Origin of the sequence: Rhodococcus sp. OK611 (genome assembly GCF_003050885.1) — a bacterium.
Lineage (GTDB): Bacteria > Actinomycetota > Actinomycetes > Mycobacteriales > Mycobacteriaceae > Rhodococcus_G > Rhodococcus_G oryzae.
Genome location: NZ_QAOZ01000009.1, coordinates 120418 through 146266 on the forward strand (window position 1 = coordinate 120418; position 25849 = coordinate 146266).

The following is a 25849-nucleotide window of genomic DNA, read 5'->3' on the forward strand; positions in this document are numbered from 1 at the left end:
TCGCTGAGATCGGGCAGGTAGATCAACTCACCCGCGACAACCGACAAACGGTGGGAACTTCGGCCGTTTGTGTCAACGCCCTCGCCAATCGTGACTGAGAACTTCGGTGGCGCAGTTCGACTCGGACCTGCGCCACCGGATACGGCTCCCGGGCGCCGCTATTCGCTACGTCCGCTGGGTCTCGGTGAGGGTGTCGGCCAGCGTTCGAAGTTGTTCGGTGGCAGCACCGAACAGAAATTCGGTGCGTTTGGCGGCCGTAAAGTAGCGATGTACCTGGTAGTCCAGGAAGATGCCGATGCTGGCGTGCACATGGACCATGGTGTGCGCCACCCGATGGCCGGCCTCGGCCGCCCAGAATTTCGCGGTGGCGATTTCGGCATCCGCGAGAAGGCCCTCGGATTCGCGCCAGGCCGCTTGCCAGAGGCTCAGTCGTACCGCCTCGACGTCGAGGTAGGCGTCGGCCAGACGTTGTCTGACCGCCTGGAACTCGCCGATCGGCCTGTCGAATTGCTTTCGGGTGATGGCGTATTCGCTTGTGAGTTCCAGGCCGCGCTCCAAGACGCCGAGTTGGTAGGCACAGGCGGCGATGGTGGCGCGGCGATGCGCCCATCCGGCTGAGCCGTCGCCGGGCGCGCCGAGCGCAGCGGTGCGGCCTACTGCCGTGTCCAGTTCCAGCAGAGCGGCGTCGGAGCCGTCGACGACTTGCTGTTGGGTAGTGCGCAGTCCACGGGTAGCGCGATCGAGCACTAGCAGCAGCGGGCCGCCGTCGGCTACCGCCTCGACGAGGAAGGCATCCGCGAACGCGCCCGCCGGAACTGCGCTGTGCGAGCCGTAGATGCGCCAGCCGGCATCGGTGCGCTCGGCGGTGAATCGGTGGTCTTCCGTGGAGAGAGCCACGGCGACAGTGGCGGTGCCCGCCGCGACCGGAGCGGCCCACCGTGTCTGCTGTTCTTTGTCGCCGAATTGCGCGATCGCGGCAGCTGCGACCGCCGCGCTGGTCAGGTACGGTGCGGGCGCGACTGTGCGGCCGATCTCGATAAGCACGCTGCACTGTTCGAGCACGCTGAACCCGCCGCCGACCGGGGCGGGCAGCGCGGCCTCCAGGAGTCCGGCGCGGGCGAGGGCCGACCATAGCGTGCGGTCGAAACCCGTCGCGTCCGGGATGTTCTTGGCGGTCCAGTCGGTGAGCACGGTGCGGGCCAGTCCGGCCAGGTCGTGCTGGGCATCGGTGAGGGTGAAGTCCATGAGAAGTCCTCGAAATAGGTCAGCGGGTAACAGGCAGGCCGAGCGCGGTCTTGGCGATGATGTCGCGCTGGACCTCATTGGTGCCGCCGCCGAAGGTCAGGATGAGCGATGATCGGTGGAGGCGTTCAATTCGGCCGCGCAGCAGCGCGCCAGCGGAGTTCTGCCGTACCACCGATGCGGCGCCCAGCACCTCCATGAGCGATCGGTAAGCTTCCGTGGCCAATTCGGTGCCGAAGACCTTGGTCGCGGAGGCATCCGCGGGGTGGAGTTCACCGGAGTCCGCAGCCCAGGCTATGCGCCAGTTGCGCAATTTCAGATACTCTATGTGGGCGTGCACGCGAGCGAGATGTAGTCGCGCCCACTCTGAGTCGATAACCCGGGTACCGTCGGCCCGGGTGGTGGTCTCTGCCCATTCCCAGACCTGGCGAAGCGATTCCTGAAGTGGTGCAGCGGAAGTCAACGCGACTCGCTCGTGATTGAGCTGGTTGGTGATCAGCGGCCAGCCGGCGTTCAGTTCGCCCACCACATTCGTGACGGGCACCCGCACATCGTTGTAGAATGTTGCGCTGGTGCCGGGACCGGCCATGGTGTGAATCCTGCTCCAGGAGAAGCCCGGTGCCGTGGTGGGCACGATTAGAATGGACAGGCCGCGGTGCTTGGTCGCCTCCGGATCGGTACGGGCCGCCAGCCAGATGTAGTCGGCGTATTCGATGAGGCTGGTCCAGGCCTTCTCGCCGTTGATGACGAACTCGCTGCCCTCGCGTACCGCTCGGGTGCGCAGTGACGCCAGATCGGTGCCTGCGTCGGGCTCGGAGTAGCCGATGGAGAAGTGCAACTCGCCCTTGGCAATTCGGGGCAGGAAGAATGCCTTCTGCTCGGGGGTGCCGAAGCGCATGATGGTCGGGCCGACCGTGTTCACGGTCAGGAACGGGAAGGGGACGCCCGCGGCGGCGGCCTCGTCATTGAAGATCAGTTGGTCCATGGCCGGCCGGTTCTGGCCGCCGAATTCCTCGGGCCAGCCCAGGGTCAGCCAGCCGTCGCGGCCGAGGGTGCGAACGACCTCTTTGTAGGCGTCGGGATCGCCGTATTCGCCACCGGATCCAGCTAGAGTCTCGCGGATTTCGGGTGTCATCAGGTCGGTGAAGTAGGAGCGCAACTGCTTGCGCAGCTGCAGTTGTTCGTCGTTGAAGTCGATGTGCATCGTGGTCCTTGGATTCGGATGTCTGAGCTCTTCCGAAAATAGAACAGGCTCACCTCGAAGAAGGGCTGTTGTGTAGCAGGAAGCTGCCGTCCCGCGTGGCAGAGAATTGCCACGCCACAGAGTGCTTTAGTGATCTGATCACTTAGATTGACAGCTTGTCGGGGGTGCCGGTAAGCCTGGTTTTCATAGTCGAAGGTGGGGTCATAGAGCTATGTATCCAGAGGGGACGCAGCACTTTGAAATTGGAGCGAAGCAACCAGACCGGGGTGGGGTGGATGTGGGTTCACTGCTGGCGGAGGCGCGTCGCCTGCTCGATCACGCGATAGACGAACATCACAGTGTCCGCAGTGCGGCCGGAGACGTCGTCCGGTTGCGCCCAGGTGAGGGGTGGGAACGCGATCTACAGCAATTGCTACAACGTGTTCGCAAAGAGGCCATGCTCGCGGTGGCGAGCCCGCTGCGGATCCAGCGGCATTACCAGCCAGGTCGGCGAACGGTCGCGGATATGCTCTCGACCGGTAAGGAAGTCCGTCTGCTGTACACCCAGCACTACGCCGAGACACGCGATTATGAATCGTTGCGGCAACAGCCCGAACTGTGCGACCGGATCCGGGTGTCCAACGCCGACTTCCACAATATGGTCATCATCGATCGACAGGTCGCAGCGGTTTGGGGCGGGACCGGTGAGCAACGGCCCTATGGGTACGTCATCAGCGATCCCGACCTGCTCCGGGTGCTGCATCAATTCGCCATGGTCCTCTGGGAATCGGCGCCAGGGCTGTCCAGGCACTTCACATTGCCGCAACCGGAATTCGCCCAGATGACGCTGGCTGTGTTGCGCGCACTCGACCTCGGATTGAAGGACGAGCTCGCCGCGCGCCGGCTCGCCGTGTCGCTACGAACTTACCGCCGCTACGTTGCCGACATTATGGTTCGGCTCGGGGTCACCACCAGGTTCCAAGTCGGCGCTCGCGCGGCAGAGCTTGGTCTGCTCAAGGCATTCTCGGAACAGTGACGTCGAGCGTTGGAGTCGTCGGGTGACCTGTGTACCGACTATGCGGGAACGATGTGATTCCGGACCCTATCGATGACGACTTGTGTCGAGTCGTGCGGCGAACGGCGGCGGACCACGCTCGGCCGCGCAGCTGCGTCGGGCAGATTTCCCCGACGCTGTGGCCCGGCTACATGCCGATCCTCTCGGCGACATAAGTCGCCGAGAGGTGCCGCCTCTGCTTGTGCATGGCGCCGGACCTGCCGCACGGTGACCGCCACTGCGCCGGCCCAGATGACGGCGGCCGAGCCGATCGGCCTCATCCCTTTGCGGCTCCGTACGCGACCATGCGCCGCTCGCGACCGCAAGCGCGACCCGCCCGCTGTTGCGCCCATCGGGACCTTCGCAACGGTGAAGAGTGGAAATTGCCGCTCGGCGCGCGCTGATCGGCGGATACTCGACATGACCTGGTAGCCCGGCGAGGTGAGTGGGGCGGTGGCGGCATGACATGGGCGCTACCCGTGATCGCTGGGGTCCTGCTCGTCTTCGCGGCGCTGTCCCGGCGTCTCGCGGGCACTCCGATCACGGCTCCGATCGTCTTCACCGCGGCAGGCCTCCTGCTCGGGGGGAGGTCTGCGGGTCTGATCGACGTGCACGTCACCGCCGAGACGGTCAAGCTGCTCGCCGAGGTGACGCTCGCGCTTGTGTTGTTCTCCGATGCCGCCCGGGTGGACCTGTCCGCCCTCCGCACCGAGATCTCCCTTCCTGCTCGGTTACTCGGCATCGGCCTGCCGCTGACCATCCTGGCGGGCTTCGGTGCCGCGGTGGTCGTGCTCGGCGACCTCGCCTGGCCCGAGGCACTGCTGCTCGCGGTGATTCTCGCCCCGACCGACGCCGCGCTCGGGCAGGCCGTCGTGACCCTCCGGTCTCTGCCGCTGCGGGTCCGGCAGGGCCTGAACGTCGAGAGCGGGCTCAACGACGGCATCTGCGTGCCGCTCTTCCTCGTCGTGCTGGCCATCGCGGAGGCGGAATCCGGTGCGCTCGGCGGCGGTGCCGCGGCCCGGCTGGTCACCGAGCAGATCGGGTACGGGATCGCGGCGGGCGTCGGAGCGGGCGCGATCGCCGCCACGATCCTGGCCGCCGCGCGTCGGCGCGGCACGATCGACCCGCTGTGGGCGCAGATCGTCCCCGTGACGGCGGCCCTGCTCGCCTACACCGCCGCCGTGCCACTGGGTGGCTCGGGTTTCATCGCCGCGTTCATCGGCGGACTGACCTTCGGCGCGATCCGACGCAGAAGTGGCGGCGGCGAGGAAGAGGGGGCACGCCTGCTCGACGAGGCAGGCGACATGTTCAGCGCCGTGACCTTCATCGTCTTCGGTGCCGTGCTGCTCGGCCCCGCCCTCGGGCACCTGTCCTTGGCCGTGCTCGGCTACGCGGCGCTGAGCCTGACCGTCGTCCGGATGGTCCCCGTCGCGCTGTCACTGGTCGGCACGCACCCGCGTGCGCCGACCGTCGCGTTTCTCGGTTGGTTCGGTCCCCGCGGACTCGCCACGATCGTCTTCGTCATCCTCATCCTCGAGGAACCGGGGCAGCTGCCCCACGAGGACCTGCTCGTGACGACGGCGGTGATCACGATCGGGGCCTCGGTGCTGGCCCACGGGCTCAGCGCGGCGCCGCTGGCCGACCGCTACGCCGCCTGGTTCCGCCGCCACCCGCGCGACGAGGACGACCTCGCGAAGCGGGGTTCGCCGTGAGTCCTTCTGGCGGCGAATCGCCCCAGTGCGGTGGCACCGCCAGCGCGGCGGGCAGGCGGGTCGTCGCGTCGCCCTGTGCGGCGTTGACCTGGAACTGAGTCAGGAAGATGGTCTCGGTCAGATCCGCGCCCCGAAGATCCGCTCCCCGGAAGTCGGCGCCGATGAGATCGGACGACCGCAGGTCGGCCTTACGCAGGTCCGCGCCGATCAGGTACGCGCCCCGCAGGTTCGCGCCCCGCAGGTCCGCACCGCGCAGCTTGGCGCCGATGAGGTCGGCTCCCCGGTGCTCGCGCTTGCGGCCCGGCACGGCCCCGCGGACCAGCTCACTGACCCGGAGCAGGAGCACGTTCACCTCCTGACGGTGGCGATCGACGTCGATCCGGGCCACCGTCGCGGGGTCGCCCTCGGTCAGCTCCACCGTCCGGTCCCAGGCGTCGCGGAGTTCGGCGTGGACCGGTTCGGCGGCCGCGGTCGTCAGCGACTCGTTCAGGTACCAGAGCAGCTCGTGCAGCTGCCGCATGATCGGGAAGACCTCGAACATCGCGCCTGCCCCGGCCGGGTCCCGGCGCCAGTCGCGCCCCTCGAAGGTCTGCTGCGACACCTTCTGGCCTGCGCCGAAGCAGTCGTAGACGGTGCAGCCCGTGAACCCCCTGTGCCGCAGGTCCGTGTGGATCCCGCACCGGAAGTCGTCCAGGAGGTTCGTGCACGGCCGGCCCGCGTACTTGTCGACGGCAAAGTCCGCCGACTTGGCGAAGGGCAGCGCCACGCAGCACAGCGCGAAGCAATTGCCGCAGTCCGCATTCAGGCTAGGGGTCGTCGGTGGGGGCAGCTGGTCGGCAGGCACGGAAGGCGATCTCTCGGTCGGGTGATTGCCCGCGAGTCTAGTTGCCCCGCGGGGGCGCCCAGCCGCCGAAGGCGCGCTCCAACTCGAGCGCGGCGGCGATCGTCAGGTGATCGTTGCCCATCCCGCCGACGATCTGGACGCCCAGCGGCAGCCCGGCCGAGCCCAGCCCGAGCGGTGCCTGGGTGACCGGCAGCCCGGCGAGGCTGAACGGGGCGACCGCGTTGGTCCGCCACGGCTGGCCGGTGGACGCGCCGTGTCGCGGCGCGACGGCGGGCATCGTCGGGTGCAGCAGCAGGCCGTCCCCGATGATCGCCGTCACCTCGTCCGCCGCCGTGTGGGCGGCGGTGGCCAGCCGCCGCACCAGCGGCTTCGGCAACAGCTTCTCGAGAACCTCGCCGATCACCAGCGACCGCATCGGCGCCGTGTGCTTGCCGCGCGGCGCGACCAGTTCCGGCAGCGAGAGGGGATGGGCGCCCTCCCCGCGCATGATCTCCGCGAAGCTGATGCCCGTCTCCTCGGCCAGGACGATGGTGGTGAACAGGCCGATCTGGCGCAGCGACGTCATCGTGACGTGCTCGACCTTTGCGCCTGCGTCCTCCAGCGCGGCGGCGGCCCGGTCCCGCGCGCGCAGCATCTCGCGGCCGGTGCCCGGCAGGAACGCGTCATCGACGAGGGTCACCCGGACGCCGGTCAGCGAGGTCGACGCGGGGTCGTGCAGCGGCACCTCCCGTACGAGGGGGTCGACGCCGTCGGGGCCCGCCATGATCTCCAGCAGGGGCATCAGGTCCTGGGCGCGGCGCGCCAGCGGACCGTTCGCGCACATCCGCGCGACCCCGTAGGGCGGTGGCCAGGATCCGGTGACGGGCAGCAGTCCGGTCGAGGGCCGGTGCCCGAAGACCCCGTTGCAGAAGGCCGGGATGCGAATCGACCCCAGCGTGTCGGTGGCGATCCCGATCGGGGACCCGCCGCTGCCGATCACGGCACCCTCGCCGCCGGAGGAGCCGCCCGCGCTGCGCCGACGGTCGTAGGCGTTGTTGGTGCGCCCGTAGACCCGGTTGTTGCTCTCGATCCACATGCAGCCCTCGGACGTGTTCGTCAGGCCGAGCACGATCGCGCCCGCGTCGAGGACGCGCTGCACCACCGGCGCGTGTGCCGCGGGGCGGATATGCTTGCGCGCAACGACTCCCGCGGTGTTGGGCATGCCTGCGACGGCGAGCGACTCCTTGACGGTCACCGGAACGCCCGCGAGCGGCGGGAGTGCGTCCGGCCCATCGGCGGCCAATCGCGCGTCGACCTCGTCCGCCTCCCGCCGGGCGGCGTCGTACCGTTCGACCACCACCGCGTTCAACGCCGGGTTGACCCGATCGAGCACCGCGATGTGCGCTTCGACCACCTCGCGCGAACTGAGCGACCCCGCCCGGATCGCGCCCGCCAGCGCGACGGCCGACTCCTCGGTGATCTCCACGTACCCTCCTGACCCTGCACTCTGGACGAGTCCGGCCGACTCGTGCGTGACAGTTTGACATGAGATGTCAACGTGCATCGAGGGCGGTCGGGGACCGACGAGAACGCCCCCGCCGAGCAGGTCGGCGGGGGCGTTCTCGTCACGGTGGGGGAGCGGTCAGCACTCGCCCTTGATGCCGGCGTCCACGCCGCGCTGGAAGTCCTTCTGGTCCTGCTCGGACTTGGTGGCCCAGTCCGGCGCGGCCTTCGCGAGGTTCGCGAACTCGGCGCCGATGGCCTCCGGCGTGGCGGCCTCGTCGGTGATGCCTGCGTCCTTGAGGGTCTTGATGTACTCGCTGATCCCGACGCAGGTGTCGTGGTAGATGTCGCCGGTCAGCTGCGGGGTCTCGCCGATCGCCAGCTCCTCGACCGTGCTGGCGGCGGAGTCGCTCGTCTTCTCCTCGGAATCAGAGCTGCAGCCGACGAGGAGGAAGGGCACGGCGGCGGCCGCGACGGCGGCGATCAGGGTTCGTTTCATGCCCGTATCAGTACCAGACGATCGGGCCGGCTCCGACAGCGCACCCCGTTCCGTCCGCTCCCGGATCCGTTGTCCCACAAGAGCTAGTCGGTCGGGGCGAGCTCGGCGATCAGGGCTTCGACGCGGGATCGGATCTCGTCGCGGATCGGGCGCACCTGCTCGACGCCCCGACCGGCCGGATCCGCCAGCTGCCAGTCGCGGTAGCTCACGCCGGGGAACACCGGGCAGCTGTCCCCGCAGCCCATGGTGATGACCACGGTCGAGGACTCGACCGCGTCGGGGGTGAGGATCTTCGGAGACCGTGCGGAGATGTCGATCCCGAGCTCGGCCATCGCGGCGACCGCGGCCGGGTTGACGGCGTCGGCGGGCGCGGAGCCTGCGGAGCGGACCTCGATCGCGTCGCCCGCGAGGTGGGTGAGGAAGCCGGCGGCCATCTGGGATCGGCCGGCGTTGTGGACGCAGACGAACAGGACGCTGGGTGTGGCTGCCATGATCGGCCTTTCGTCAGGCGGGGAGGTTGGCGGAACGGAAGCGCCCGCGCAGCGCGAGCGAGACATAGACGAGCCCGACCAGGACAGGAACCTCGATCAGCGGTCCGACCACCCCGGCCAGCGCCTGCCCGGAGGCGGCGCCGTAGGTGGCGATCGCGACGGCGATGGCGAGCTCGAAGTTGTTGCCCGCGGCGGTGAACGCGAGGGTCGTGGTGCGCTGATAGCCGAGGCCCAGCCCGGCGCCGAGCGCGTAGCCACCGCCCCACATCACCGCGAAGTACACCAGCAAGGGGATCGCGATGCGGACGACATCGAGGGGATGTGAGGTGATCTGATCGCCCTGCAGGGCGAAGAGCACCACGATGGTGAACAGCAGTCCGTACAGCGCCCACGGCCCGACCTTGGGCAGGAACGTGCCCTCGTACCAGTCTCGGCCCCTTGCCTTTTCGCCGAATCGGCGGGACAGGTAGCCGGCGACCAGCGGGATGCCGAGGAAGATCAGCACCGACCTCGCGATCTGCCACGGCGAGGTGTCGATGGTGGTCTGCTCGAGACCGAGCCAGCCGGGCAGAACGGAGAGGTAGAACCAGCCGAGGGCGGCGAACATGATCACCTGGAACACGGAGTTGATCGCGACCAGGACAGCGGCGGCCTCGCGGTCCCCGCAGGCCAGGTCGTTCCAGATGATGACCATCGCGATGCAGCGGGCCAGCCCGACGATGATCAGTCCGGTGCGGTACTCGGGCAGGTCGGGAAGGAAGATCCAGGCCAATGCGAACATCAGCGCGGGGCCGAGCACCCAGTTCAGCACCAGCGAGCTGATCAGGAGCTTGCGGTCGCCGGTGACGGTGTCGAGTCGGTCGTAGCGGACCTTTGCCAGCACCGGGTACATCATGATCAGCAGGCCGAGGGCGATCGGCAGCGAGATGCCGTCGATCTCCACCGCGCTGAGCACGTCGCCGAGTCCCGGGATCATGTTGCCGAGCAGCAGCCCAGCGACCATCGCGGCGCCGATCCACACCGGCAGGAAGCGGTCGAGGGTGGAGAGTTTGCCGACGACGGCCGGATGGCCCCCGGTGGTCGCTGGCGCGCTCACGCGGTCACCGCGGCGGTGGGATCGGCGTCCGCGAGTGCCGACGAGAGTCGGTGCAGCGCGGCGGGGATCACCCGGTAGTAGACCCAGGTGCCGCGGCGCTCGGAGTCCAGCAGGCCCGCCTCGCGCAGCACCTTGAGGTGATGCGAGATCGTCGGCTGGGACAGATCGAAGGAGGGGGAGATGTCGCAGACGCAGGCCTCGCCGCCGTCGTGGCTCGCGATCAGGCTCAGCAGGCGCAGTCGGACCGGGTCGCCAAGGGCCTTGAACGTGCGGGCGATCTCGTGTGCGTGGCCCTCGCTCAGCGGCTCGCGGACCAGCGGCGAGCATCGCTCGGTGACGTCGGTCAGCGCCAGACCTTGATTCGACATGTGTCTATATTGACACCTGTCGATGTAAAGCGCTACCGCAACTGTGCGCGATCCGTACCCCAGTCGGGGTACGGATCGCGCACAAGCGGCTATGCCGCCTGCACCGCCTGCTCCTCGGCGGACGTGATGGCCGACCGCAGCAGGTCCGCGACGTCGGACACCAACCGCACCTCGACGGACTCGAGCACGTCAGCGGGGACGTCGTCCAGGTCCGGCTCGTTGCGGGCGGGCAGGAACACAGTGCTCAGCCCCGCCCGCTGCGCCGCCAGCAGCTTCTGCTTGGCGCCGCCGATCGGCAGCACCCGCCCGTTGAGCGTGACCTCGCCGGTCATGCCGACGTCCGAGCGCACCGGGCGGCCCAACGCCAGCGACACCAGCGCCGTCACCATCGTCACCCCCGCGGACGGCCCGTCCTTGGGCACCGCCCCCGCGGGGACGTGGATGTGGATGCTCCGGTCCAGGGCGGCGGGGTCGACGCCCAGTTCCTTCGCGTGCGAGCGGACGTAGGACAGCGCGATCTGCGCCGACTCCTTCATCACGTCGCCGAGCTGCCCGGTCAGGGTCAGCCCCGCCTTGCCCTCGGTGGCGTTCGCCTCGATGAACAGCACGTCCCCGCCGAGCCCGGTGACGGCGAGACCGGTCGCGACCCCGGGAACCGAGGTCCGCTCGTGTGCCTCGGGGGTGAAGCGCGGCCGGCCCAGGAGGTCCCTGAGCTGGTCGACGCCGATCACGACCCGCTCCGGCGCGGCGATGCCCGCGAGCCGGGTCGCGGCCTTGCGGAGCGCCTTCGCCAGCAGCCGTTCGAGCTGCCGCACCCCGGCCTCCCTGGTGTAGTCGGCCGCGATCTCGCGCAGCGCGTCCTCGGTGACCTCGACCTCGTCCGCGGTGAGCGCGGCGCGTTCGAGCTGGCGCGGCATCAGGAAGTCCCTGGCGATCGCCACCTTGTCGTCTGCGGTGTAGCCGTCGACGGTGACGAGCTCCATACGGTCCAGCAGGGCGGCCGGGATCGACTCCACCACGTTGGCCGTCCCGATGAACACCACATCGGACAGGTCGAGGTCGAGATCGAGGTAGTGGTCGCGGAAGGTGTGGTTCTGCGCCGGGTCCAGCACCTCGAGCAGGGCCGCCGCAGGGTCGCCGCGGTAGTCCGAGCCCACCTTGTCGATCTCGTCGAGCAGCACGACCGGGTTCATCGAGCCGGCCTCGTTGATCGCGCGGACGATCCGCGGACAGCGCGCCGACGTAGGTGCGCCGGTGCCCGCGGATCTCCGCCTCGTCGCGGACGCCACCGAGCGCGACGCGAACGAACTTGCGTCCCAACGCTCGTGCGACGCTCTCGCCCAGCGAGGTCTTGCCGACGCCGGGCGGGCCGGCGAGCACCATGACCGCGCCCGAGCCGCGACCGCCGACGACCTCCATGCCCCGCTCCGCGCGGCGCGCGCGGACCGCCAGGTACTCCACGATCCGGTCCTTGACCTCCTCCAGGCCGTGGTGGTCGGCGTCGAGGACCGCGCGGGCGGCCGCGACGTCGGTGCTGTCCGTGGTGCGGACCGTCCACGGCAGTTCGAGCACCGTGTCGAGCCACGTGCGGATCCAGCCGGACTCGGGGCTCTGATCGCCCGCCCGTTCCAGCCGGCCGACCTCGCGTAATGCGGCCTCGCGCACCGAATCCGGCAGGTCCGCGCCCTCGACGCGGGAACGGTAGTCGTCCGCCCCGTCCGCCTCGCCCTCGCCGAGTTCCTTGCGGATCGCGGCGAGCTGCTGCCGCAGCAGGAACTCGCGCTGGCTCTTCTCCATGCCCTCGCGGACGTCGTCGCCGATCTTGTCGGCCACCTCGACCTCGGCGAGGTGCTCCTTCGTCCAGTCGATCAACACGGTCAGACGCTCTGTCGCCGAAGGCGTTTCGAGGAGCTGTCGCTTCTGCAGGTCGGTCAGGTAAGGGGCGTATCCGGCGGTGTCGGCGATGGCCGAGGGGTCGGTGAGCCGGTTGACCGAGTCGATGACCTGCCAGGCCTCGCGGCGCTGCAGGACCGCGACCACCAGGTTCTTGTACTCGTGGGCGAGTTCGGTGGTCCGGCCGTCGGGCGCGTGGTCCTCGACGAGTTCGGCCTCGACCCACAGCGCGGCGCCCGGTCCGGTGACGCCGGTGCCGATGCGGGCGCGCCTGCCGGCCTTGAGCACGGCGGCCGGGGCCCCGCCGCTGAGCCTGCCGATCTGTTCGATGGAGGCGACCACGCCGAACGCCGCGTATCGGTCCTCGAGGCGTGGGGCGAGCAGCACGCGGCCGTCGCTGCTGCTGCGGGCCGCGTCGATGGCGGCCTGTGCCGGTTCGTCGAGCTCGATGGGGACGACCATTCCTGGCAGCACCACCGGTTCCGCCACGAACAGCACGGGGAGACGTTCGGTTGTTGTCATGACCCTGCCCTTCTGAAGTTGAGCGTGCGATGCTCAACCTCGTCGATTAGGGGTCTGTTCCCGCCACTGCGGCGTTTCGCCGTGGGCGGACGCGGCGCCGAAGTGTGGCGCGAGAGATAGGTGAGGCTACCCTGTGTTTCTGTTCACGCTTCGCCCTGTTCGGCGGCGACCTCTTCAGCTTCGCGATCCACGTCAACCTCTGACGCACGCAGCGCGACAAAGGGGCGCCTCCCGGCGGGGAGGCGCCCCTTCTGCCTGGGTCACGGGGAGGTCGTGTGCCGCCTGGCCGCGTACACCAGCGCACCCACGCCGAGCACCGCCAGCCCGCTGAGCACGGAGGCGAGGGGCAGCGCGAAACCCAGCACCACGCAGCCGAGGGCGCCGAGGATCGGGACCCCCGGCCACGCCCTGCCCTCCGCGCGCGTCAGCGTCAGCGCCGAGCAGTTCGCGATCAGGTAGTAGGCCAGCACGGCGAACGAGGAGAACCCGATCGCGTGCCGCAGGTCCGCGACGGCGGCGAGCACCGCGACGACCACACCCACCATCAACTCCGCGCGGTGTGGCACGCCGAAGCGCGGGTGCACGGCGGCCAGCCCGCGCGGCAGGTGGCCGTCGCGCGCCATCGCCAGGGTGGTGCGCGAGACCCCGAGGATCAGCGCGAGCAGCGAGCCGAGCGCGGCCAGCACCGCACCGACCCTGACCACCGGCTCCAGACCGGGCGCCCCCGCGGCCCGCACCACCTGCGCCAGCGGATCGGTCGCCGCCGCCAGCCCCTGCGGGCCAAGGGTTTTCAGGGCCGCCGCCGCGACCAGGGCGTACACCACCAACGTGATGCCCAGCGCGATCGGGATGGCAAGGCCGATGGTGCGGCGCGGGTCGCGGACCTCCTCGCCGAGGGTGGCGATCCGGGCGTAGCCTGCGAACGCGAAGAACAGCAGTCCGGCGGCCTGCAGCACACCCAAGGCGCCGCCCGAGCCGCCGTCCGCCCAGTGGCTCGGCGCCGCGGAGCCCAGGCCCACGACGACCACGACCGCCAGCACGGCGAGCACCACCGCGACCAGGACCCGGGTCAGCAGCGCCGACTTCTGCACTCCCACATAGTTGACCGCGGTCAGCGCGAGCACGGAGGCCACAGCGACGGCGTGCGCGTGCGCGGGCCAGGCGTAGGCCCCGACGGTCAGGGCGATCGCGGCGCAGGACGCGGTCTTGCCGATCACGAAGCCCCAGCCGGCCAGGTATCCCCAGAACTCGCCGAGCCGCTCGCGGCCGTACACATAGGTCCCGCCCGAGCTCGGGTATCGGGCCGCGAGCCGGGCGGACGAGGTGGCGTTGCAGTAGGCGACAATCCCGGCGACCGCCAGCGCGAGGGGCAGCGCTGTCCCGGCGGCCTGCGCGGCAGGGGCGAGGGCGGCGAAGATCCCGGCCCCGATCATCGAGCCGAGGCCGATCAGCACGCTGTCGCGGACCCCGAGCGTGCGGGCGAGTTCGGGCACCGTCACACGGTAGGGGTGGATTCGGCGCAGCGCCACCGGAACCGGTTGCCGCGGCGTCTAGCTGTATTCGGTGCCGTTGCCCCGGCCGCCCTTGAGCCAGCGGCCGGGCAGCCGGCCGGCGAGGTCGCCGAGCGGGCCCACCGCCGCGCTGAGGACCCCAACGGTCTCGCGGAGCAGTTCGATGCTGTCGCCCATCTTCTCGAGGTTGGGCGCCAGGGACGCCAGCGTCTCGGAGAGGCTGACGATCTGGTCGAGCGGTCCGCCGTCCGCGATGATCCGTTCGAGCGCGCCGTCCTTGGCCAGCAGCGTCTCGAGGATGCCGTCCTCCTCGAGCGCGCGCTCGATGAGTCCGCCCTCGCGGGTGAGGGTTTCGAGCGGACCGGCGGTGGCGGTGAGGCGTTCGAGCGGTCCGTCCTCGGCGGTGAGCCGGTCGAGCAGCCCGCCGGGGGCGAGCAGCCGCTCCACCGGTCCGTCCACGTCGAGCAGTCGGTCGACAGGGCCGCCGGTGGCGAGCACACGCTCGAGCGGCCCGCCCGGTTCGATGATCCGTTCCAGGGTGCCGCCGGGTGCGGTGAGCCGGTCGACAACGCCGCCCGGTTCGAGGAGTCGGTCCAGTGGCCCGCCGGGGCGCATCGCCTGGCCGAGTGGACGCTGGTCCGAGGCGAGCTCGGCGACCTGTTGCAGCAGCTTCAGCGGTCCGGAGGGGTTGGCCGAGGCGAACCCGCCGAGGCTCGCCGCCGCCCCGGGGGAGGTCGAGGCGGCGAGCATGACCCGGGCGGCGCCGAGGGCGGTTTCGGCCACCCCCAGCGCCGAGTCGGTGATCGCGAGACTGGCCCGCACCGGGAGTGTGACCATCGCCACCAGGTTCATGAAGTAACTGTAACCCTGGGGTGACGGGCAACACGCCCGGTCCGGGTGCGGCGGGTTGTCAGTGCAGGACCTTGAGTCCGATCACGCAGCCGACGATGCCGAGGATCAGCAGGACCTTGACGATCGACGACGATTCGGAGCCGGTGATCATCGCGTAGGCGACCGTGAGGGACGCGCCGATGCCGACCCACACCGCATACGAGGTACCGATGGGGAGAGAGCGCATCGCGTAGGCGAGCCCGCCCATGCTGATCACGAGGGCGACGCCGAACACGATCGAGGGGTTGAGCTTCGAGAAACCCTCGGACTTACCGAGAGCGGTGGCCCAGATGGCCTCGAAGATTCCAGAAATGACGAGCACGATCCATGCCATGGTGTGATTCTCCCAAGGCACCGTCTTGTCGCTGGCCGGGTACGGTGCTGCTCGTCCGGATGTCATGTTGACGTCTTTACCGTAGCAAACGAAATGCCCCGGGTGCGGGTGTCTTCGGTCACCACCGCCGCAAAGGCGGACGTCAGCTCCGCGGCACCCGCGAGATCTGAACGATCGCAAGCCGATTGCCCAGCCCGCCCGGATACGGCGAGATGCGCAGGCTGGACAGCGCCCACTCGTCCTCGCCCGCCCGAAGCCGTGCCACCGCCTCGACGGGCTCGACGGATCCGGAATCGAAGCGGGCGCGGGCCAGCTCGAGCACGCCCTGATCCTCCGGGTGGATGACCCGGTTGCCGCCCTCGATGCCGCGCCAGTGCACCCACGGGGCCGGCTCTGCCAGCCACATGGTCAGCACCCCCAGCTCGGTCTCGAACAGCGCTGTGTAGATCCCGGCCCCCCGCATCACCTCCTGCATGCCGAGCTCGGCGAGCGTCGGCCTGCGCGGCTCGACCGTGTCGGTGACGTCGTGCCAGAGCAGGCGCAGGCCCGCCTGCCCCGGTTCGGTCCTGGCCCTGGCCCAGCAGTGCCACCGCATGATCCGGCCGTCCGCGTGCAGCACGCTCATGTCGGCGTCCCATCGGGCGCCCGGCTGCGGATTGAAGGCCAGTGCGAACAGCGATTCCGACTCGTCGAACTTGACCGCCTTGGCGTAGTACTCGGCAGGCGTCCGTTCGGTGACGTGGTCGGCGGGGCTGACCCCGGACATCATCGACGCCTCGAGCGTCTGCGCGATCATGAGGCGCTCGAGCAACCAGGAGATGCCGGACGCCATCCGCGGCGGCGAGGGCGGGGCGTCGGCCTCCCCGATCCACAGTTGGACGCCGTGGGTGTCGCCGGACGGTCCGAGGACGGGGAAGGCCTCGAGGCGGTACCGCTTGCGTTCGCCCCTCTGGCTCTGCGCCTCGAGGACCTCGCGGCGGCGGCCGGACCGCACGGCCTCGACCAGTGGTTCGACCCGGACGCCGGGGGCGGGCGACAGCCGGCCGGCCGAGGTCCACGCGCGCACCGTTCCGCCGGTGCTGACCACGGTGGGCGAGTCCTCGGCCAACGTTTCGATCAAGTGCCATTCGTTCACGGTGTCTCGACGCTCCCGGTCATCGCGATCGGATCCGGAGCGTGAAGCCGCGTGGCTTGAGGGTGACCGCTTCCTGGATGTCCAGTGTGTACGCCGGGTCGCCGGTGAACTCGTACCGGCGCAGCAGTTCCGCCAGCGTCAGCACGGCCTCGTGGAGCGCGAACTGGCGCCCGATGCAGGACCGGGGGCCGGTCCCGAACGGCCGGTACGCGTCGCGCGGCCGCTTGCGGGCCTGTTCCGGCAGGAAACGGTCCGGGTCGAAGGTCTCGGTGTCGTTTCCCCACACCGGGTCTCGATGCAGCTGCGGTAGCAGCACGAACACCCAGGATCCCATTGGCATCGCGTACCGGCCGCCGAGCATCGTGTCCGTCCGGACCTTGCGGAAGTAGCCAGGCGCGGCGGGCCACAGGCGCAGGGTCTCGTCGACCACCCGGCGCAGGTACCGCAATTTCCCGATCTGGTCGAAGGAGAGCGGGGCGTCGCCGGGGGCCACGGCGTCGATCTCCGCGCGGGCTGCGGCCGCGATCTCCGGGTGCTTGGCCAGGTAGTAGAGGGCGAATCCGAGTGTCCCCGCTGTGGTCTCGTTGCCAGCGACCAGAAACGTGAGTACCTGGTTGCGGATGTTCACCGGGTCGAGGGATTCCCCGCTGGCCGGGTCGACGGTGCCCAGCATCAGGTCGAGGAGGTCGTCGTGACCACCCTGGTGTCGGCTCCGCTCCGCGATCACGTCGTCGACGACCGAGCGCATCAGAGCGATATCGGCCTTATGCTGTTCGGCGGCCTTCCGGCCGAACAGCTTTCGCACGAAAGGAAGGTCGTTCGAGGTGCGGTTGATGTGAGCCAGCGCCCGCGACATGGCCGTCACGAACGGGTCCTCTGACACTGGTCGCTCCGCGGGCTCCGCTCCTGCGGACTTCGTGAACGAGCCGAAGTCGTAGCCGAACCCGGCCAGTCCGATCACATCGAGGGTGAGCCGGTTCATGTCCCGGGAGACGTCGACCGGGTCGCCGGTGGCCGCGGCACCGTCCCACGCCGACCGGAGGCCGTCGAGGGCCCGGAGCATCGAACCGTGATAGCCGCGCAGCGCGGCCTGGCTGAAGCCGGGGGCCAGGATGTTGTGTGCCTTGGCCCAGTTCGGCTCGTTGTTGAACGCCGTGAACAACCCGTCCTCCGCAATGCTGCGGAGTTTGCGGATCGGCTGGCCGAGGGACTTCGCCCAGGTCGATTCGTCGTTGACCTCCGACACCAGGTCGACGCCCGAGACGACGACGAGGCGCTGGCCGACGATCTTGCGCTCGAAGATCGGGCCCAGTTCGGCGGCCATCCGCATTTCCTTCTGCACCGGCTTGGCCGGGTCGACGCTCAGCAGATCGCCCAGCACAGGTAGCCGGTGGCGGGGCCTCGGGATGACGGCTGCCGGCCCCACCGGCGCGGCCGGCGCCGGATCGGTCGCAGGGGTCGGCCCGGCGATGGTGTGCGGGCACTTGTCGGCGGTCACACCCAGAGTCTGCCGCATCGCCGGGTGCGGGGATCCGCGGTGTCGGCAGGTGCTCGTCGGTGGGTCGTCCGCCGGGCGAATCCCAGGTGGGACCGCCCGGCGGGCGCCTCGCGATCCGGACCCCTCGAGAATGCGTGAGCACCCGATTTCCGGATCGAGTCGGAGGACGGCACGAAAGGGACGCCGGACGGCGCGCGTCCGGTGCTGTGACCGTCGAGGTCGGCGTGGCCCTGAGAGAATCAGGCAAGCCACACCGTGAGTGCTGCATCCGGTTCCGACGTCGACAGGAACCGGGGAACTCCCGAGGGAGCGCAAGGGAAACTCTAGCGCACGGGTCCTCGAGCCGACTCACAGGAAGTTCACAGCCGATGTCCAGCCTCCTGGCAGCGATCACGAACAAGATGGGGGAGTGAGCGCCACCAGAACCGAGGCCAGGGTGTTGGTCGTCGACGACGAGCCGACCATCGTCGAACTGCTGTCGGTGAGCCTGCGGTTCCAGGGCTTCGAGGTCGAGACCGCCGCCACCGGGCCGGAGGCCCTCGACCGGGCGCGCGGCTTCCGGCCGGACGCGGTGATCCTGGACGTGATGATGCCCGGCATGGACGGCTTCGGCCTGCTGCGCAGGCTGCGGGCCGACGGCGTCGACGCGCCGGTGCTGTTCCTCACCGCGCGGGACGCGGTGGAGGACAAGGTCGCCGGGCTCACCCTCGGCGCCGATGACTACGTCACCAAACCGTTCAGCCTCGAGGAGGTGGTGGCCCGGCTGCGGGTGATCCTGCGACGGGCGGCGGGCGGCGCGCAGTCCGCCGAGTCCGCACGTATCCGGTTCGCGGACCTCGAGCTCGACGACGACACCCATGAGGCGTGGAAGGCAGGCGAGCCGGTGTCGTTGTCGCCGACGGAGTTCACGCTGCTGCGGTACTTCATGGTCAACGCAGGCGTGGTGCTGAGCAAGCCGCGGATCCTCGATCACGTGTGGCACTACGACTTCGGCGGCGAGGTCGGGGTGGTCGAGTCGTACGTGTCGTACCTGCGGCGCAAGGTCGACACCGGGGACCGGCGGCTGATCCACACCCTGCGCGGGGTCGGCTACGTGATGCGCGAGCCCAGGGAGCCGTGATGGCGCGCCAGGTCCCGCTGCGGTTGTCGCTGGTGGCGGCGCTCGTGCTGCTCGCGGGCCTGGGGTTGCTCGTGTCAGGGGTTGCGGTCACCTCGTCGCTGGAGAACTCGTTGGTCGCCCGCACCGACGAGGTGCTGCGCGACGCGGCGCACGGCTGGGCGAAGCCCCAGGCGCTGCCGTTGCCGCCGCCTCCGTTCGCGCTGCCCGCGCCCGGGCCCGACCGGCCGCCGACCCAGTTCTTCGTCCTCGTGCAGGCCCCCGGCGGACAGCCCCAGTTCGTCATCAACGACGACGCCAGCCAGCCGGATCTGCCGCAGGATCTCGGTTCGGAGCCGGTCACGGTGGGCTCGGTCGGTGACCCAGGGGAGCGGTGGCGGGTGCTGGCCAACACCTCGCCGATGGGCACGGTGACGGTCGCGGTGAGCCTGTCCGACGTCGACGCCACCGTGCAACGGCTGGTGATCCTCCAGCTCGTGATCGGGGCCGTGGTTCTGCTGATCCTGGCCGTGCTCGGGTACTTCGTCGTTTGGCGCAGCCTGCGCCCGCTGGTCGAGGTGGAGCACACGGCCGCGGCCATCGCGGCCGGGGACCTGCACAGCCGGGTGCCCGAGTACGGCGGCAGGACCGAGGTCGGCAGGTTGTCGGCGGCGCTCAACGGGATGCTCGCCCAGATCCAGACCGCGTTCGCGGCCACAGAGGCCTCCGAGGAATCGGCCCGCCGGTCCGAGCAGAAGATGCGACGCTTCGTCGCCGACGCCAGCCACGAGCTGCGAACCCCGCTGACCACCATCCGCGGGTTCGCCGAGCTGTACCGGCAGGGCGCGATGACCGACACCGGGCTGCTGATGTCGCGGATCGAGGGCGAGGCCGCCCGGATGGGCCTGCTGGTCGAGGACCTGCTGATGCTGGCCCGGCTCGACGCGCAGCGCCCGCTCGAACGCGCGCCGGTGGATCTGCTCACCGTCGCCTCCGACGCGGTCCACGATGCCAGAGCAGTTGCCCCACAACGCGAGATCGGGCTCGAGGTGCTCGGCGGCCCCGGGCAGGCCGAGGTGCTCGGCGACGAGGCGCGGCTTCGCCAGGTGCTCGGCAACCTGGTGGGCAACGCGCTCAGCCACACCCCGGCCGACGCCGCGGTCACCGTCCGGGTCGGGACCGAGGGGCCGGATGCCGTGCTGGAGGTCGCCGACACGGGGCCTGGACTGGACGCGGAGACGCGGGAGCGGGTCTTCGAGCGGTTCTACCGCGCGGACAGCTCTCGCACCAGGGAGTCCGGCGGCAGCGGGCTGGGCCTGTCCATCGTGTCGGCGCTGGTCGCCGCGCACGGCGGCACGGTCGCGGTGGAGTCGCCGGAGGGCGGCGGCGCGGTGTTCCGGGTGCTGCTGCCGCGGATCGAGCGGCCCGACTAGCCCCCCTCGGCCGACGTCGGCAGCGTGCGCCCCCGCCGAGTGTGCACCTGTGTGCGCACCCACTCGACGTTTGCGACAGCAGGTGCACACTCGGCGGAACCAGCGGCGGTGTCAGGCCGGGACGTTCGCCCCGTGGCCGAGCTCGCGCAGCGTCGCCTTGATGGTGGCCTGCGCCTCGTCCAGGGACTCCGGCGAGGGGTTCGGGTCGGCGCCCGAGATGTTGAAGTCGCCGAGGCTGAATGCCGGGAACACGTGCAGGTGCAGGTGCGGCACCTCCAGCCCGGCGATCAGCAGTCCGGCGCGCGGGGAGTCGAAGCCCTTGCGCACCGCTTGCCCGATGATCTGCGCGACCTTCGTGCACTTGGCGAGCACCTCGCCGTCGAGGTCCTGCCACTGGTCGATCTCGGCGCGCGGGACCACCAGCGTGTGGCCCTGGGTGATCGGGTTGATGGTGAGGAAGGCGACGACCTCGTCGTCCTCCCAGACGAACCGGCCCGGGAGGTCGCCGGCGATGATCATGCTGAAGACGGATGCCATGCCGCGATTATGCCGGGTGACCCGATACGTCGGCGAGATGCACTTTGGCGTCGTCGTAGCCGGCGGAGCCAGCGGCTTCGGCGGAGGTGTAGATCAGGTGCAGCACCCCGGTGGTGAACGTCTGGGCGGAGATCAGGCGCAGTGGGATCGGCGCGCCCTCCTCGAACAGCCGCTTGCCGCTGCGCAGGGCGATGGGGTGCACGAGCAGATGCAGTTCGTCGATCAGCCCCGCTGCCAGCAACTGCTGGACGATCGACGGGGAACCGCTCATGGCGATATCCGTCGCGCCCGGCTGCTGCTTGAGCTCGGTGACGGCGTCGACCAGCTCGCCCGCCAGCTGTTCGGAGTTGCGCCAGGTGAATTCGAGATCCCGGCGGGAGACGACGATCTTGCGGGCATCGCCGAGGGCCTTGGCCATGCCGGCGTCCTCGCCGCCCGTGGCTTCCCGCCCCGGCCAGGCTCCGGCGAAACTGTCGTAGGTCTCGCGGCCGAGGAGCAGGGTGTCGGCTGACGCGAGCTGCGAGCCGACGGCCGCGCCCATCTCGTCGTTGAAGTAGGGGAAGTGCCAGTCCTGAGGTTCGCCGACGACGCCGTCGAGCGAAATGAACAGGCCTGCGGTGATTCTGCGCATGGGAGTGCTCCTGGCGGTGTGGTCGGGCGCGGCTGCGAGCGGATCAGACGGCGTATTTTGCTGTACCGGTGAGGAATTCGCCTGCGGGCGGGGTGAGGAGCGCGATGTTCGGGTTGTGACTCAGCTTGGCCAGTTCCACGTGCTGGGCGTTGGGCAGGGCTGCGGTGATCGCGCGAGCGGCGGTGCGCAGCAGATCGCCGCTCTTTCCGCCGGAGATGACCAGGGTCGGCACGGTGATGTCGGACCAATCCGCCGCGCGCAGCGGTTCGCCGCGCATGTAGTCGCCCATGACGGCCCAATCATGTGCGGTCGCAGGGGCGGTCGCCTTCAGGCTCTTCCAGAACGGTGTGAACCGCATGACGGCGACGAAGGGGCGGGGCATGCCCATGGCGTGGGTCATGTAGAACTTCACGACGTCGGCGCGGCGGTCCTCGGCGATCAGCTTGTGCAGCGTCACATCAAGATCCGCGGCGGGAACGAAGTCCTCGTGGTTCACGACGAACGGCGGTTCGAAGGCGATGACCTTGGTGATGCCGGGCACCCGGCCCGAGGCGGCTGCCAGCAGCGCGAGTCCCGCGCCGGAGGACCAGCCGAACAGTGCGGCGGATCCACCCGTCGCCTCCACCAGGGCGGCGATATCGTCGATCTCGTTCTCGACGTCGTACACGCCCGGCGAATCGCTGCTGTCGCCCCGGCCGCGACGGTCGTAATTGATGACGGTGAGACGGTATTCATCGGCCAGCTTCTGGGCCAGCTCCACCATTTTCGGGAATGCGCGGTAGCTGAATGCACCACCGACGAGAATGACTGTTCCGGCATCGCCACCGACGTAGCGGTCGAAGGCGAGCGTGATTCCGGCTGGCGTGGTGATGGATTCCATGATCTGAGTCCTTTCGTCGAAGTCTCTTGTCACCGTTCGGTGGGTTCAGCAATAGAGACGGCGGTCGGCTCCGGTACTCATCGCCACCGATGTGTGACATAAGTCACATCATGTCCGCAGGAAGTTGCCAGCCTCGGTCCAGGGACACCACAGGTTCGGCCGCGAGGGTGGGCCGCATGACGAAATCACTGGTCCGGGGCGAGACGGCACCGGAACCGCCACCGGACGCCCAGACCGTGGCGCTCGACGTGGTCATCCCGGTGTACAACGAGGAACGCGACCTCGAGCGCTGCGTGCGGCGGCTGCGTCAGCATCTCGACGCGTCGGTTCCGTACCCGAGCCGAATCACCGTCGCGGACAACGCGAGCACCGACTCGACCCTCTCGGTCGCGGCGCGGCTCGCCGCCGAGTTCGACGGGGTCCGCGTGGTCCACCTCGACGAGAAGGGCCGCGGCCGGGCACTGAGCGCGGTGTGGGGCGGATCGGACGCGCAGGTCGTCGCGTACATGGACGTGGACCTGTCCACCGACCTCAACGCGCTGCTGCCGCTGGTGGCGCCGCTGCTGTCCGGGCACTCGGACCTCGCGATCGGATCGAGGCTCTCGCGCTCGTCGCGGGTGGTGCGCGGGCCCAAACGCGAGGTGATCTCCCGCTGCTACAACCTCATCCTGCGCGGAGCCCTGCGGGCGAGGTTCACCGACGCCCAGTGCGGTTTCAAGGCGATCCGGACGGACGTGGCGCGACGGCTGCTGCCGCTGGTGCAGGACACCGGCTGGTTCTTCGACACCGAACTGCTGGTGCTGGCCGAGCGGGTGGGTCTGCGGATCCACGAGGTGCCGGTGGACTGGGTCGACGACCCCGACAGTTCCGTCGACCTCGTCGCGACCGCGCTCGCCGACCTCAGGGGGGTGGTGCGGGTCGGACGGGCGCTGGCCACCGGCGCTCTGCCGGTCGCCGCGCTCCGGGAGGGGCTCGGCCGGGAGCCGCTGGTGCCGGGGGTGCCGCGCGGGATGGTCGGGCAACTGGCCCGGTTCGCGGTCGTCGGGGTCGCCTCGACCCTCGCCTACGCGCTGCTCTACCTGGCACTGCATCCCGTGATCGGCGCCCAGGCGGCGAATCTCGTCGCGCTGCTCGTCACCGCGGTGCTCAACACCGCCGCCAACCGGGCGTTCACCTTCGGGGTGCGCGGCCGGTCGGACGCCGCCAAACACCAGGCCCAGGGCCTCGCGGTGTTCGCGTTCGGACTGCTGCTCACCAGCGGATCCCTGTTCGCCCTGCACCGCTGGCTGCCAGACGCCTCCAAGCATCTCGAACTCGCGGTGCTCGTCGCCGCGAACCTCGTCGCCACCGTCACCCGGTTCGTCGCGCTGCGCTGGGTGTTCCGCAATCACCACGAAGGAGTCACTCCGTGACCACCACCACCGCTGCACCGCAGATCGTGACGGCGCACCCCGATCCCGCGCCGCCGCGCCGCCTGCCGGAGCCGTGGCTGCTGGCGGCGCTGCTGATCGGGACGGCGGTCGCCTACCTCTGGGGACTCGGCGCCTCCGGCTGGGCCAACTCGTTCTACTCCGCCGCGGTACAGGCGGGTTCGGTGTCCTGGAAGGCCTTCTTCTTCGGCTCGTCGGACGCCGCGAACTCGATCACCGTCGACAAGCCGCCCGCCTCGTTGTGGGTGATGGCGCTGTCGGTGCGCGTGTTCGGCCTCAGCTCGTGGAGCATCCTGGTGCCGCAGGCGCTGATGGGGGTCGCCACCGTCGCCCTGCTGTGGGCGACGGTGCGGCGGTACTTCGGCGCCGCGGCCGGGTTGCTCGCCGGGCTCGTGCTGGCGCTCACGCCGGTCGCGGTGCTGATGTTCCGGTTCAACAACCCGGACGCGTTGCTGGTGCTGCTCATGGTGGCCTCCGCCTGGGCGCTGCTGCGCGGCGTGTCCGACGGCCGGACCCGGTGGCTGGTGCTGGCGGGCGCGTTCGTCGGGCTGGGCTTCCTGACCAAGCAGCTGCAGGTGATGCTGGTGGTGCCGCCGCTGGCGTTGACCTACCTGCTGTTCGGGCCGCCGAAGCTGGGCAGGCGGGTGCTGCAGCTGTTCGCCGCGCTGGCCGCGATGGTCGCCGCAGCCGGGTGGTGGCTGCTGACCGTGGAGCTGTGGCCCGCCGACTCCCGGCCGTGGATCGGCGGCTCGCAGGACAATTCGATCCTCGAACTCACCCTTGGCTACAACGGGCTCGGCCGACTCAACGGCAACGAACCCGGCAGCGTCAGGCCGGAGATGGGGCCGGGCACGGAGGCCGCCGGGATGCCGCCGTTCGTCGAACTGCCGGGCGGTGGTCCTGGCGGGATGTGGGGGAGTACCGGCATCACCCGGATGTTCGACTTTCAGCAGGGCGGTCAGATCGCGTGGCTGATACCCGCCGCGCTCATCCTCGGCATGCTCGGAATCGTGTTGTGTGGCAGGAGTGCCCGCGTCGATCCCCGGCGGGCGGCTTTCGTGCTGTTCGGGTCCTGGCTGGTCGTCACGGGGCTGGTGTTCAGCTTCATGGCCGGGATCTTCCACTCGTACTACACGGTCGCGATGGCCCCGCAGGTCGGCGCTCTGGTCGGCGCGGGCGCGGTGCTGGCCTGGCGCAGGCGGGCCGACTGGTGGGTCCGCGTCGTGCTGGCGGGCACCCTGGCCGCGAGCGCCGCGTGGGCATGGGAGTTGCTCGGTCGAAGCTCGTCCTTCCTGCCGTGGCTGCGCTGGACGGTGCTGGTGGTCGGCGCCCTCGCGGCGGTGGCCCTGCTGTGGCCGCGCCTGAGCGGGCGGGTGGCAGCGGCGGCCGCGGTGGCGGCGGTGCTCACCGGGCTGGCGGGCCCGGCCGCGTACGCGGCAGACACCATCGGGACCCCGCACGGCGGCGCGCTGCCCACCGCCGGGCCGAGCGCCCGGGGACTGCCGTTCGACCTCGGCGAATACGCCGGGGCGGGGTGGATGATCGTCCAGGACGGCAAGGTGATGGTGGGTCCGCCGCAGACGGGCGCCGCCCCCGGGACCCCGGGGACCGGGCCTGCGCCGGGCGGACCTGCCGGGAACCCGCCGGGAGGACGCGCGGGAAAGCGGCCGGGCGGGCCAGAACAGATGAGTGGGGGCGGCCCCGGCGGCGGGTTGCTGAACGGCAGCGAGCCCAGCGCTGACATGACAGAACTGCTCGAACAAGACGCAGACCGGTACACCTGGGTGGCCGCCACCGTCGGCTCCAACAGCGCCTCCGGGTACCAGCTGGCCACCGGGGATCCGGTGATGCCGATCGGCGGGTTCAACGGCAGCGATCCGTCGCCGACCCTGGCGCAGTTCCAGCGGTACGTGGCCGAGGGGAGGATCCACTACTTCATCGGGGGTGGCGGCATGGGCCCCGGCGACTCCGGCGGCAGCGGTGCACAGATATCCGAATGGGTCGCACAGACCTTCGCCGCCACCACGGTCGATGGCGCAACTATCTACGACCTGACCGCGCCTCGGGTACAGGCCGGGCCGTAGTCT

22 protein-coding genes, 1 pseudogene and 1 riboswitch are annotated in these 25849 nt (G+C 69.9%); of the genes and pseudogenes, 6 read left to right on the forward strand and 17 right to left on the reverse strand.

Annotated features, from left to right (window positions below):
- Positions 1 to 165 precede the first annotated feature (165 nt).
- Entirely contained in the window at positions 166 to 1245 is a 1080-nt protein-coding gene (locus C8K38_RS13065) for an acyl-CoA dehydrogenase family protein (protein ID WP_097211894.1), read from the reverse strand.
- Positions 1246 to 1264: 19 nt separating this feature from the next.
- Positions 1265 to 2446: an acyl-CoA dehydrogenase family protein gene (locus C8K38_RS13070; RefSeq protein ID WP_097211895.1), complete on the reverse strand. Its 1182-nt coding sequence runs from the start codon at positions 2444 to 2446 to the stop codon at positions 1265 to 1267.
- A gap of 277 nt (positions 2447 to 2723) precedes the next feature.
- On the opposite strand from C8K38_RS13070, the gene C8K38_RS13075 reads away from it, so the two are divergent.
- The gene (locus tag C8K38_RS13075) at positions 2724 to 3461 is read left to right on the forward strand and encodes a response regulator transcription factor (RefSeq protein ID WP_143548457.1); all 738 of its coding nucleotides are present in this window, start codon (positions 2724 to 2726) and stop codon (positions 3459 to 3461) included.
- Between the two features lie 479 nt (positions 3462 to 3940).
- On the forward strand, positions 3941 to 5191 hold the full coding sequence (locus C8K38_RS13080; protein WP_097211897.1) for a cation:proton antiporter: 1251 nt from the start codon (positions 3941 to 3943) through the stop codon (positions 5189 to 5191).
- Here the strand turns inward: C8K38_RS13080 and C8K38_RS13085 are convergent.
- The 12 genes and pseudogenes from C8K38_RS13085 to C8K38_RS13140 all read right to left on the reverse strand — a co-directional run bounded on the left by C8K38_RS13085 (position 5100) and on the right by C8K38_RS13140 (position 17683).
- Positions 5100 to 5957 carry a pentapeptide repeat-containing protein gene (locus C8K38_RS13085; RefSeq protein ID WP_218840973.1) on the reverse strand — a complete coding sequence of 286 codons (858 nt, stop codon included), beginning with the start codon at positions 5955 to 5957 and terminating at the stop codon, positions 5100 to 5102. The two genes, C8K38_RS13080 and C8K38_RS13085, sit on opposite strands and share 92 nt — an antisense overlap.
- Positions 5958 to 6072: 115 nt before the next feature.
- Positions 6073 to 7500 (reverse strand): amidase, encoded by a 1428-nt coding sequence (locus C8K38_RS13090; RefSeq protein WP_179800554.1) that lies wholly within the window; start codon positions 7498 to 7500, stop codon positions 6073 to 6075.
- 156 nt (positions 7501 to 7656) lie between these two features.
- Entirely contained in the window at positions 7657 to 8016 is a 360-nt protein-coding gene (locus tag C8K38_RS13095) for a hypothetical protein (protein WP_097211899.1), read from the reverse strand.
- A gap of 83 nt (positions 8017 to 8099) precedes the next feature.
- Complete coding sequence (locus C8K38_RS13100; RefSeq protein ID WP_097211900.1) at positions 8100 to 8507, reverse strand: arsenate reductase ArsC; 408 nt, start codon at positions 8505 to 8507, stop codon at positions 8100 to 8102.
- A 13-nt stretch (positions 8508 to 8520) separates the two neighbouring features.
- Positions 8521 to 9603 carry an ACR3 family arsenite efflux transporter gene (gene arsB, locus C8K38_RS13105; RefSeq protein ID WP_097211901.1) on the reverse strand — a complete coding sequence of 361 codons (1083 nt, stop codon included), beginning with the start codon at positions 9601 to 9603 and terminating at the stop codon, positions 8521 to 8523.
- Positions 9600 to 9971 (reverse strand): ArsR/SmtB family transcription factor, encoded by a 372-nt coding sequence (locus C8K38_RS13110; RefSeq protein ID WP_097211902.1) that lies wholly within the window; start codon positions 9969 to 9971, stop codon positions 9600 to 9602. The genes arsB and C8K38_RS13110 overlap by 4 nt, the downstream gene beginning before the upstream one ends.
- An 89-nt stretch (positions 9972 to 10060) precedes the next feature.
- Positions 10061 to 12386: pseudogene (gene lon, locus C8K38_RS13115) on the reverse strand (endopeptidase La).
- A 260-nt stretch (positions 12387 to 12646) separates the two neighbouring features.
- The gene (locus C8K38_RS13120) at positions 12647 to 13909 is read right to left on the reverse strand and encodes an APC family permease (RefSeq protein ID WP_280923603.1); all 1263 of its coding nucleotides are present in this window, start codon (positions 13907 to 13909) and stop codon (positions 12647 to 12649) included.
- A gap of 27 nt (positions 13910 to 13936) precedes the next feature.
- Complete coding sequence (locus C8K38_RS13125; RefSeq protein ID WP_097211903.1) at positions 13937 to 14749, reverse strand: ABC transporter; 813 nt, start codon at positions 14747 to 14749, stop codon at positions 13937 to 13939.
- A 58-nt stretch (positions 14750 to 14807) separates the two neighbouring features.
- Positions 14808 to 15122: a DMT family transporter gene (locus C8K38_RS13130; protein WP_097211904.1), complete on the reverse strand. Its 315-nt coding sequence runs from the start codon at positions 15120 to 15122 to the stop codon at positions 14808 to 14810.
- 14 nt (positions 15123 to 15136) lie between these two features.
- A riboswitch (guanidine-III (ykkC-III) riboswitch) is annotated at positions 15137 to 15199 on the reverse strand.
- A gap of 65 nt (positions 15200 to 15264) precedes the next feature.
- Entirely contained in the window at positions 15265 to 16242 is a 978-nt protein-coding gene (locus C8K38_RS13135; RefSeq protein ID WP_257017485.1) for a GAF domain-containing protein, read from the reverse strand.
- 34 nt (positions 16243 to 16276) lie between these two features.
- Positions 16277 to 17683, reverse strand: a complete 1407-nt coding sequence (locus C8K38_RS13140) for a cytochrome P450 (protein ID WP_257017489.1) — start codon at positions 17681 to 17683, stop codon at positions 16277 to 16279.
- A gap of 481 nt (positions 17684 to 18164) precedes the next feature.
- Between C8K38_RS13140 and C8K38_RS13145 the strand changes: the two genes are divergently transcribed.
- Together C8K38_RS13145 and C8K38_RS13150 are read left to right on the forward strand one after the other, a co-directional pair.
- Complete coding sequence (locus C8K38_RS13145; protein ID WP_179800555.1) at positions 18165 to 18875, forward strand: response regulator transcription factor; 711 nt, start codon at positions 18165 to 18167, stop codon at positions 18873 to 18875.
- Positions 18875 to 20284: a sensor histidine kinase gene (locus tag C8K38_RS13150; RefSeq protein ID WP_097211907.1), complete on the forward strand. Its 1410-nt coding sequence runs from the start codon at positions 18875 to 18877 to the stop codon at positions 20282 to 20284. The genes C8K38_RS13145 and C8K38_RS13150 overlap by 1 nt, the downstream gene beginning before the upstream one ends.
- Positions 20285 to 20395: 111 nt before the next feature.
- Here the strand turns inward: C8K38_RS13150 and C8K38_RS13155 are convergent, their stop codons facing one another.
- The 3 genes from C8K38_RS13155 to C8K38_RS13165 are packed head-to-tail and all read right to left on the reverse strand — an operon-like array spanning position 20396 to position 22332.
- Positions 20396 to 20821: an HIT family protein gene (locus C8K38_RS13155; RefSeq protein ID WP_097211908.1), complete on the reverse strand. Its 426-nt coding sequence runs from the start codon at positions 20819 to 20821 to the stop codon at positions 20396 to 20398.
- A gap of 7 nt (positions 20822 to 20828) precedes the next feature.
- On the reverse strand, positions 20829 to 21452 hold the full coding sequence (locus C8K38_RS13160) for a dihydrofolate reductase family protein (protein WP_097211909.1): 624 nt from the start codon (positions 21450 to 21452) through the stop codon (positions 20829 to 20831).
- Between the two features lie 43 nt (positions 21453 to 21495).
- A complete protein-coding gene (locus C8K38_RS13165; protein WP_097211910.1) occupies positions 21496 to 22332 on the reverse strand; it encodes an alpha/beta fold hydrolase in 837 nt (278 codons plus the stop codon).
- 176 nt (positions 22333 to 22508) lie between these two features.
- Here C8K38_RS13165 and C8K38_RS13170 point away from each other — a divergent pair, with 176 nt between their 5' ends.
- Both C8K38_RS13170 and C8K38_RS13175 read left to right on the forward strand, forming a co-directional pair.
- Positions 22509 to 23744 (forward strand): bifunctional glycosyltransferase family 2/GtrA family protein, encoded by a 1236-nt coding sequence (locus C8K38_RS13170; RefSeq protein WP_097211911.1) that lies wholly within the window; start codon positions 22509 to 22511, stop codon positions 23742 to 23744.
- Positions 23741 to 25846 (forward strand): glycosyltransferase family 39 protein, encoded by a 2106-nt coding sequence (locus C8K38_RS13175; protein ID WP_097211912.1) that lies wholly within the window; start codon positions 23741 to 23743, stop codon positions 25844 to 25846. The genes C8K38_RS13170 and C8K38_RS13175 overlap by 4 nt, the downstream gene beginning before the upstream one ends.
- Positions 25847 to 25849: the final 3 nt, after the last annotated feature.

Bases quoted from the DNA above. Each gene is read 5' to 3' on its own strand.
- C8K38_RS13065 (WP_097211894.1), bottom strand. From the start codon at position 1,245: ATGGACTTCACCCTCACCGATGCCCAGCACGACCTGGCCGGACTGGCC.
- C8K38_RS13070 (WP_097211895.1), bottom strand. From the start codon at position 2,446: ATGCACATCGACTTCAACGACGAACAACTGCAGCTGCGCAAGCAGTTG.
- C8K38_RS13080 (WP_097211897.1), top strand. From the start codon at position 3,941: ATGACATGGGCGCTACCCGTGATCGCTGGGGTCCTGCTCGTCTTCGCG.
- C8K38_RS13095 (WP_097211899.1), bottom strand. From the start codon at position 8,016: ATGAAACGAACCCTGATCGCCGCCGTCGCGGCCGCCGCCGTGCCCTTC.
- C8K38_RS13100 (WP_097211900.1), bottom strand. From the start codon at position 8,507: ATGGCAGCCACACCCAGCGTCCTGTTCGTCTGCGTCCACAACGCCGGC.
- C8K38_RS13110 (WP_097211902.1), bottom strand. From the start codon at position 9,971: ATGTCGAATCAAGGTCTGGCGCTGACCGACGTCACCGAGCGATGCTCG.
- C8K38_RS13125 (WP_097211903.1), bottom strand. From the start codon at position 14,749: ATGAACCTGGTGGCGATGGTCACACTCCCGGTGCGGGCCAGTCTCGCG.
- C8K38_RS13130 (WP_097211904.1), bottom strand. From the start codon at position 15,122: ATGGCATGGATCGTGCTCGTCATTTCTGGAATCTTCGAGGCCATCTGG.
- C8K38_RS13150 (WP_097211907.1), top strand. From the start codon at position 18,875: ATGGCGCGCCAGGTCCCGCTGCGGTTGTCGCTGGTGGCGGCGCTCGTG.
- C8K38_RS13155 (WP_097211908.1), bottom strand. From the start codon at position 20,821: ATGGCATCCGTCTTCAGCATGATCATCGCCGGCGACCTCCCGGGCCGG.
- C8K38_RS13160 (WP_097211909.1), bottom strand. From the start codon at position 21,452: ATGCGCAGAATCACCGCAGGCCTGTTCATTTCGCTCGACGGCGTCGTC.
- C8K38_RS13165 (WP_097211910.1), bottom strand. From the start codon at position 22,332: ATGGAATCCATCACCACGCCAGCCGGAATCACGCTCGCCTTCGACCGC.
- C8K38_RS13170 (WP_097211911.1), top strand. From the start codon at position 22,509: ATGACGAAATCACTGGTCCGGGGCGAGACGGCACCGGAACCGCCACCG.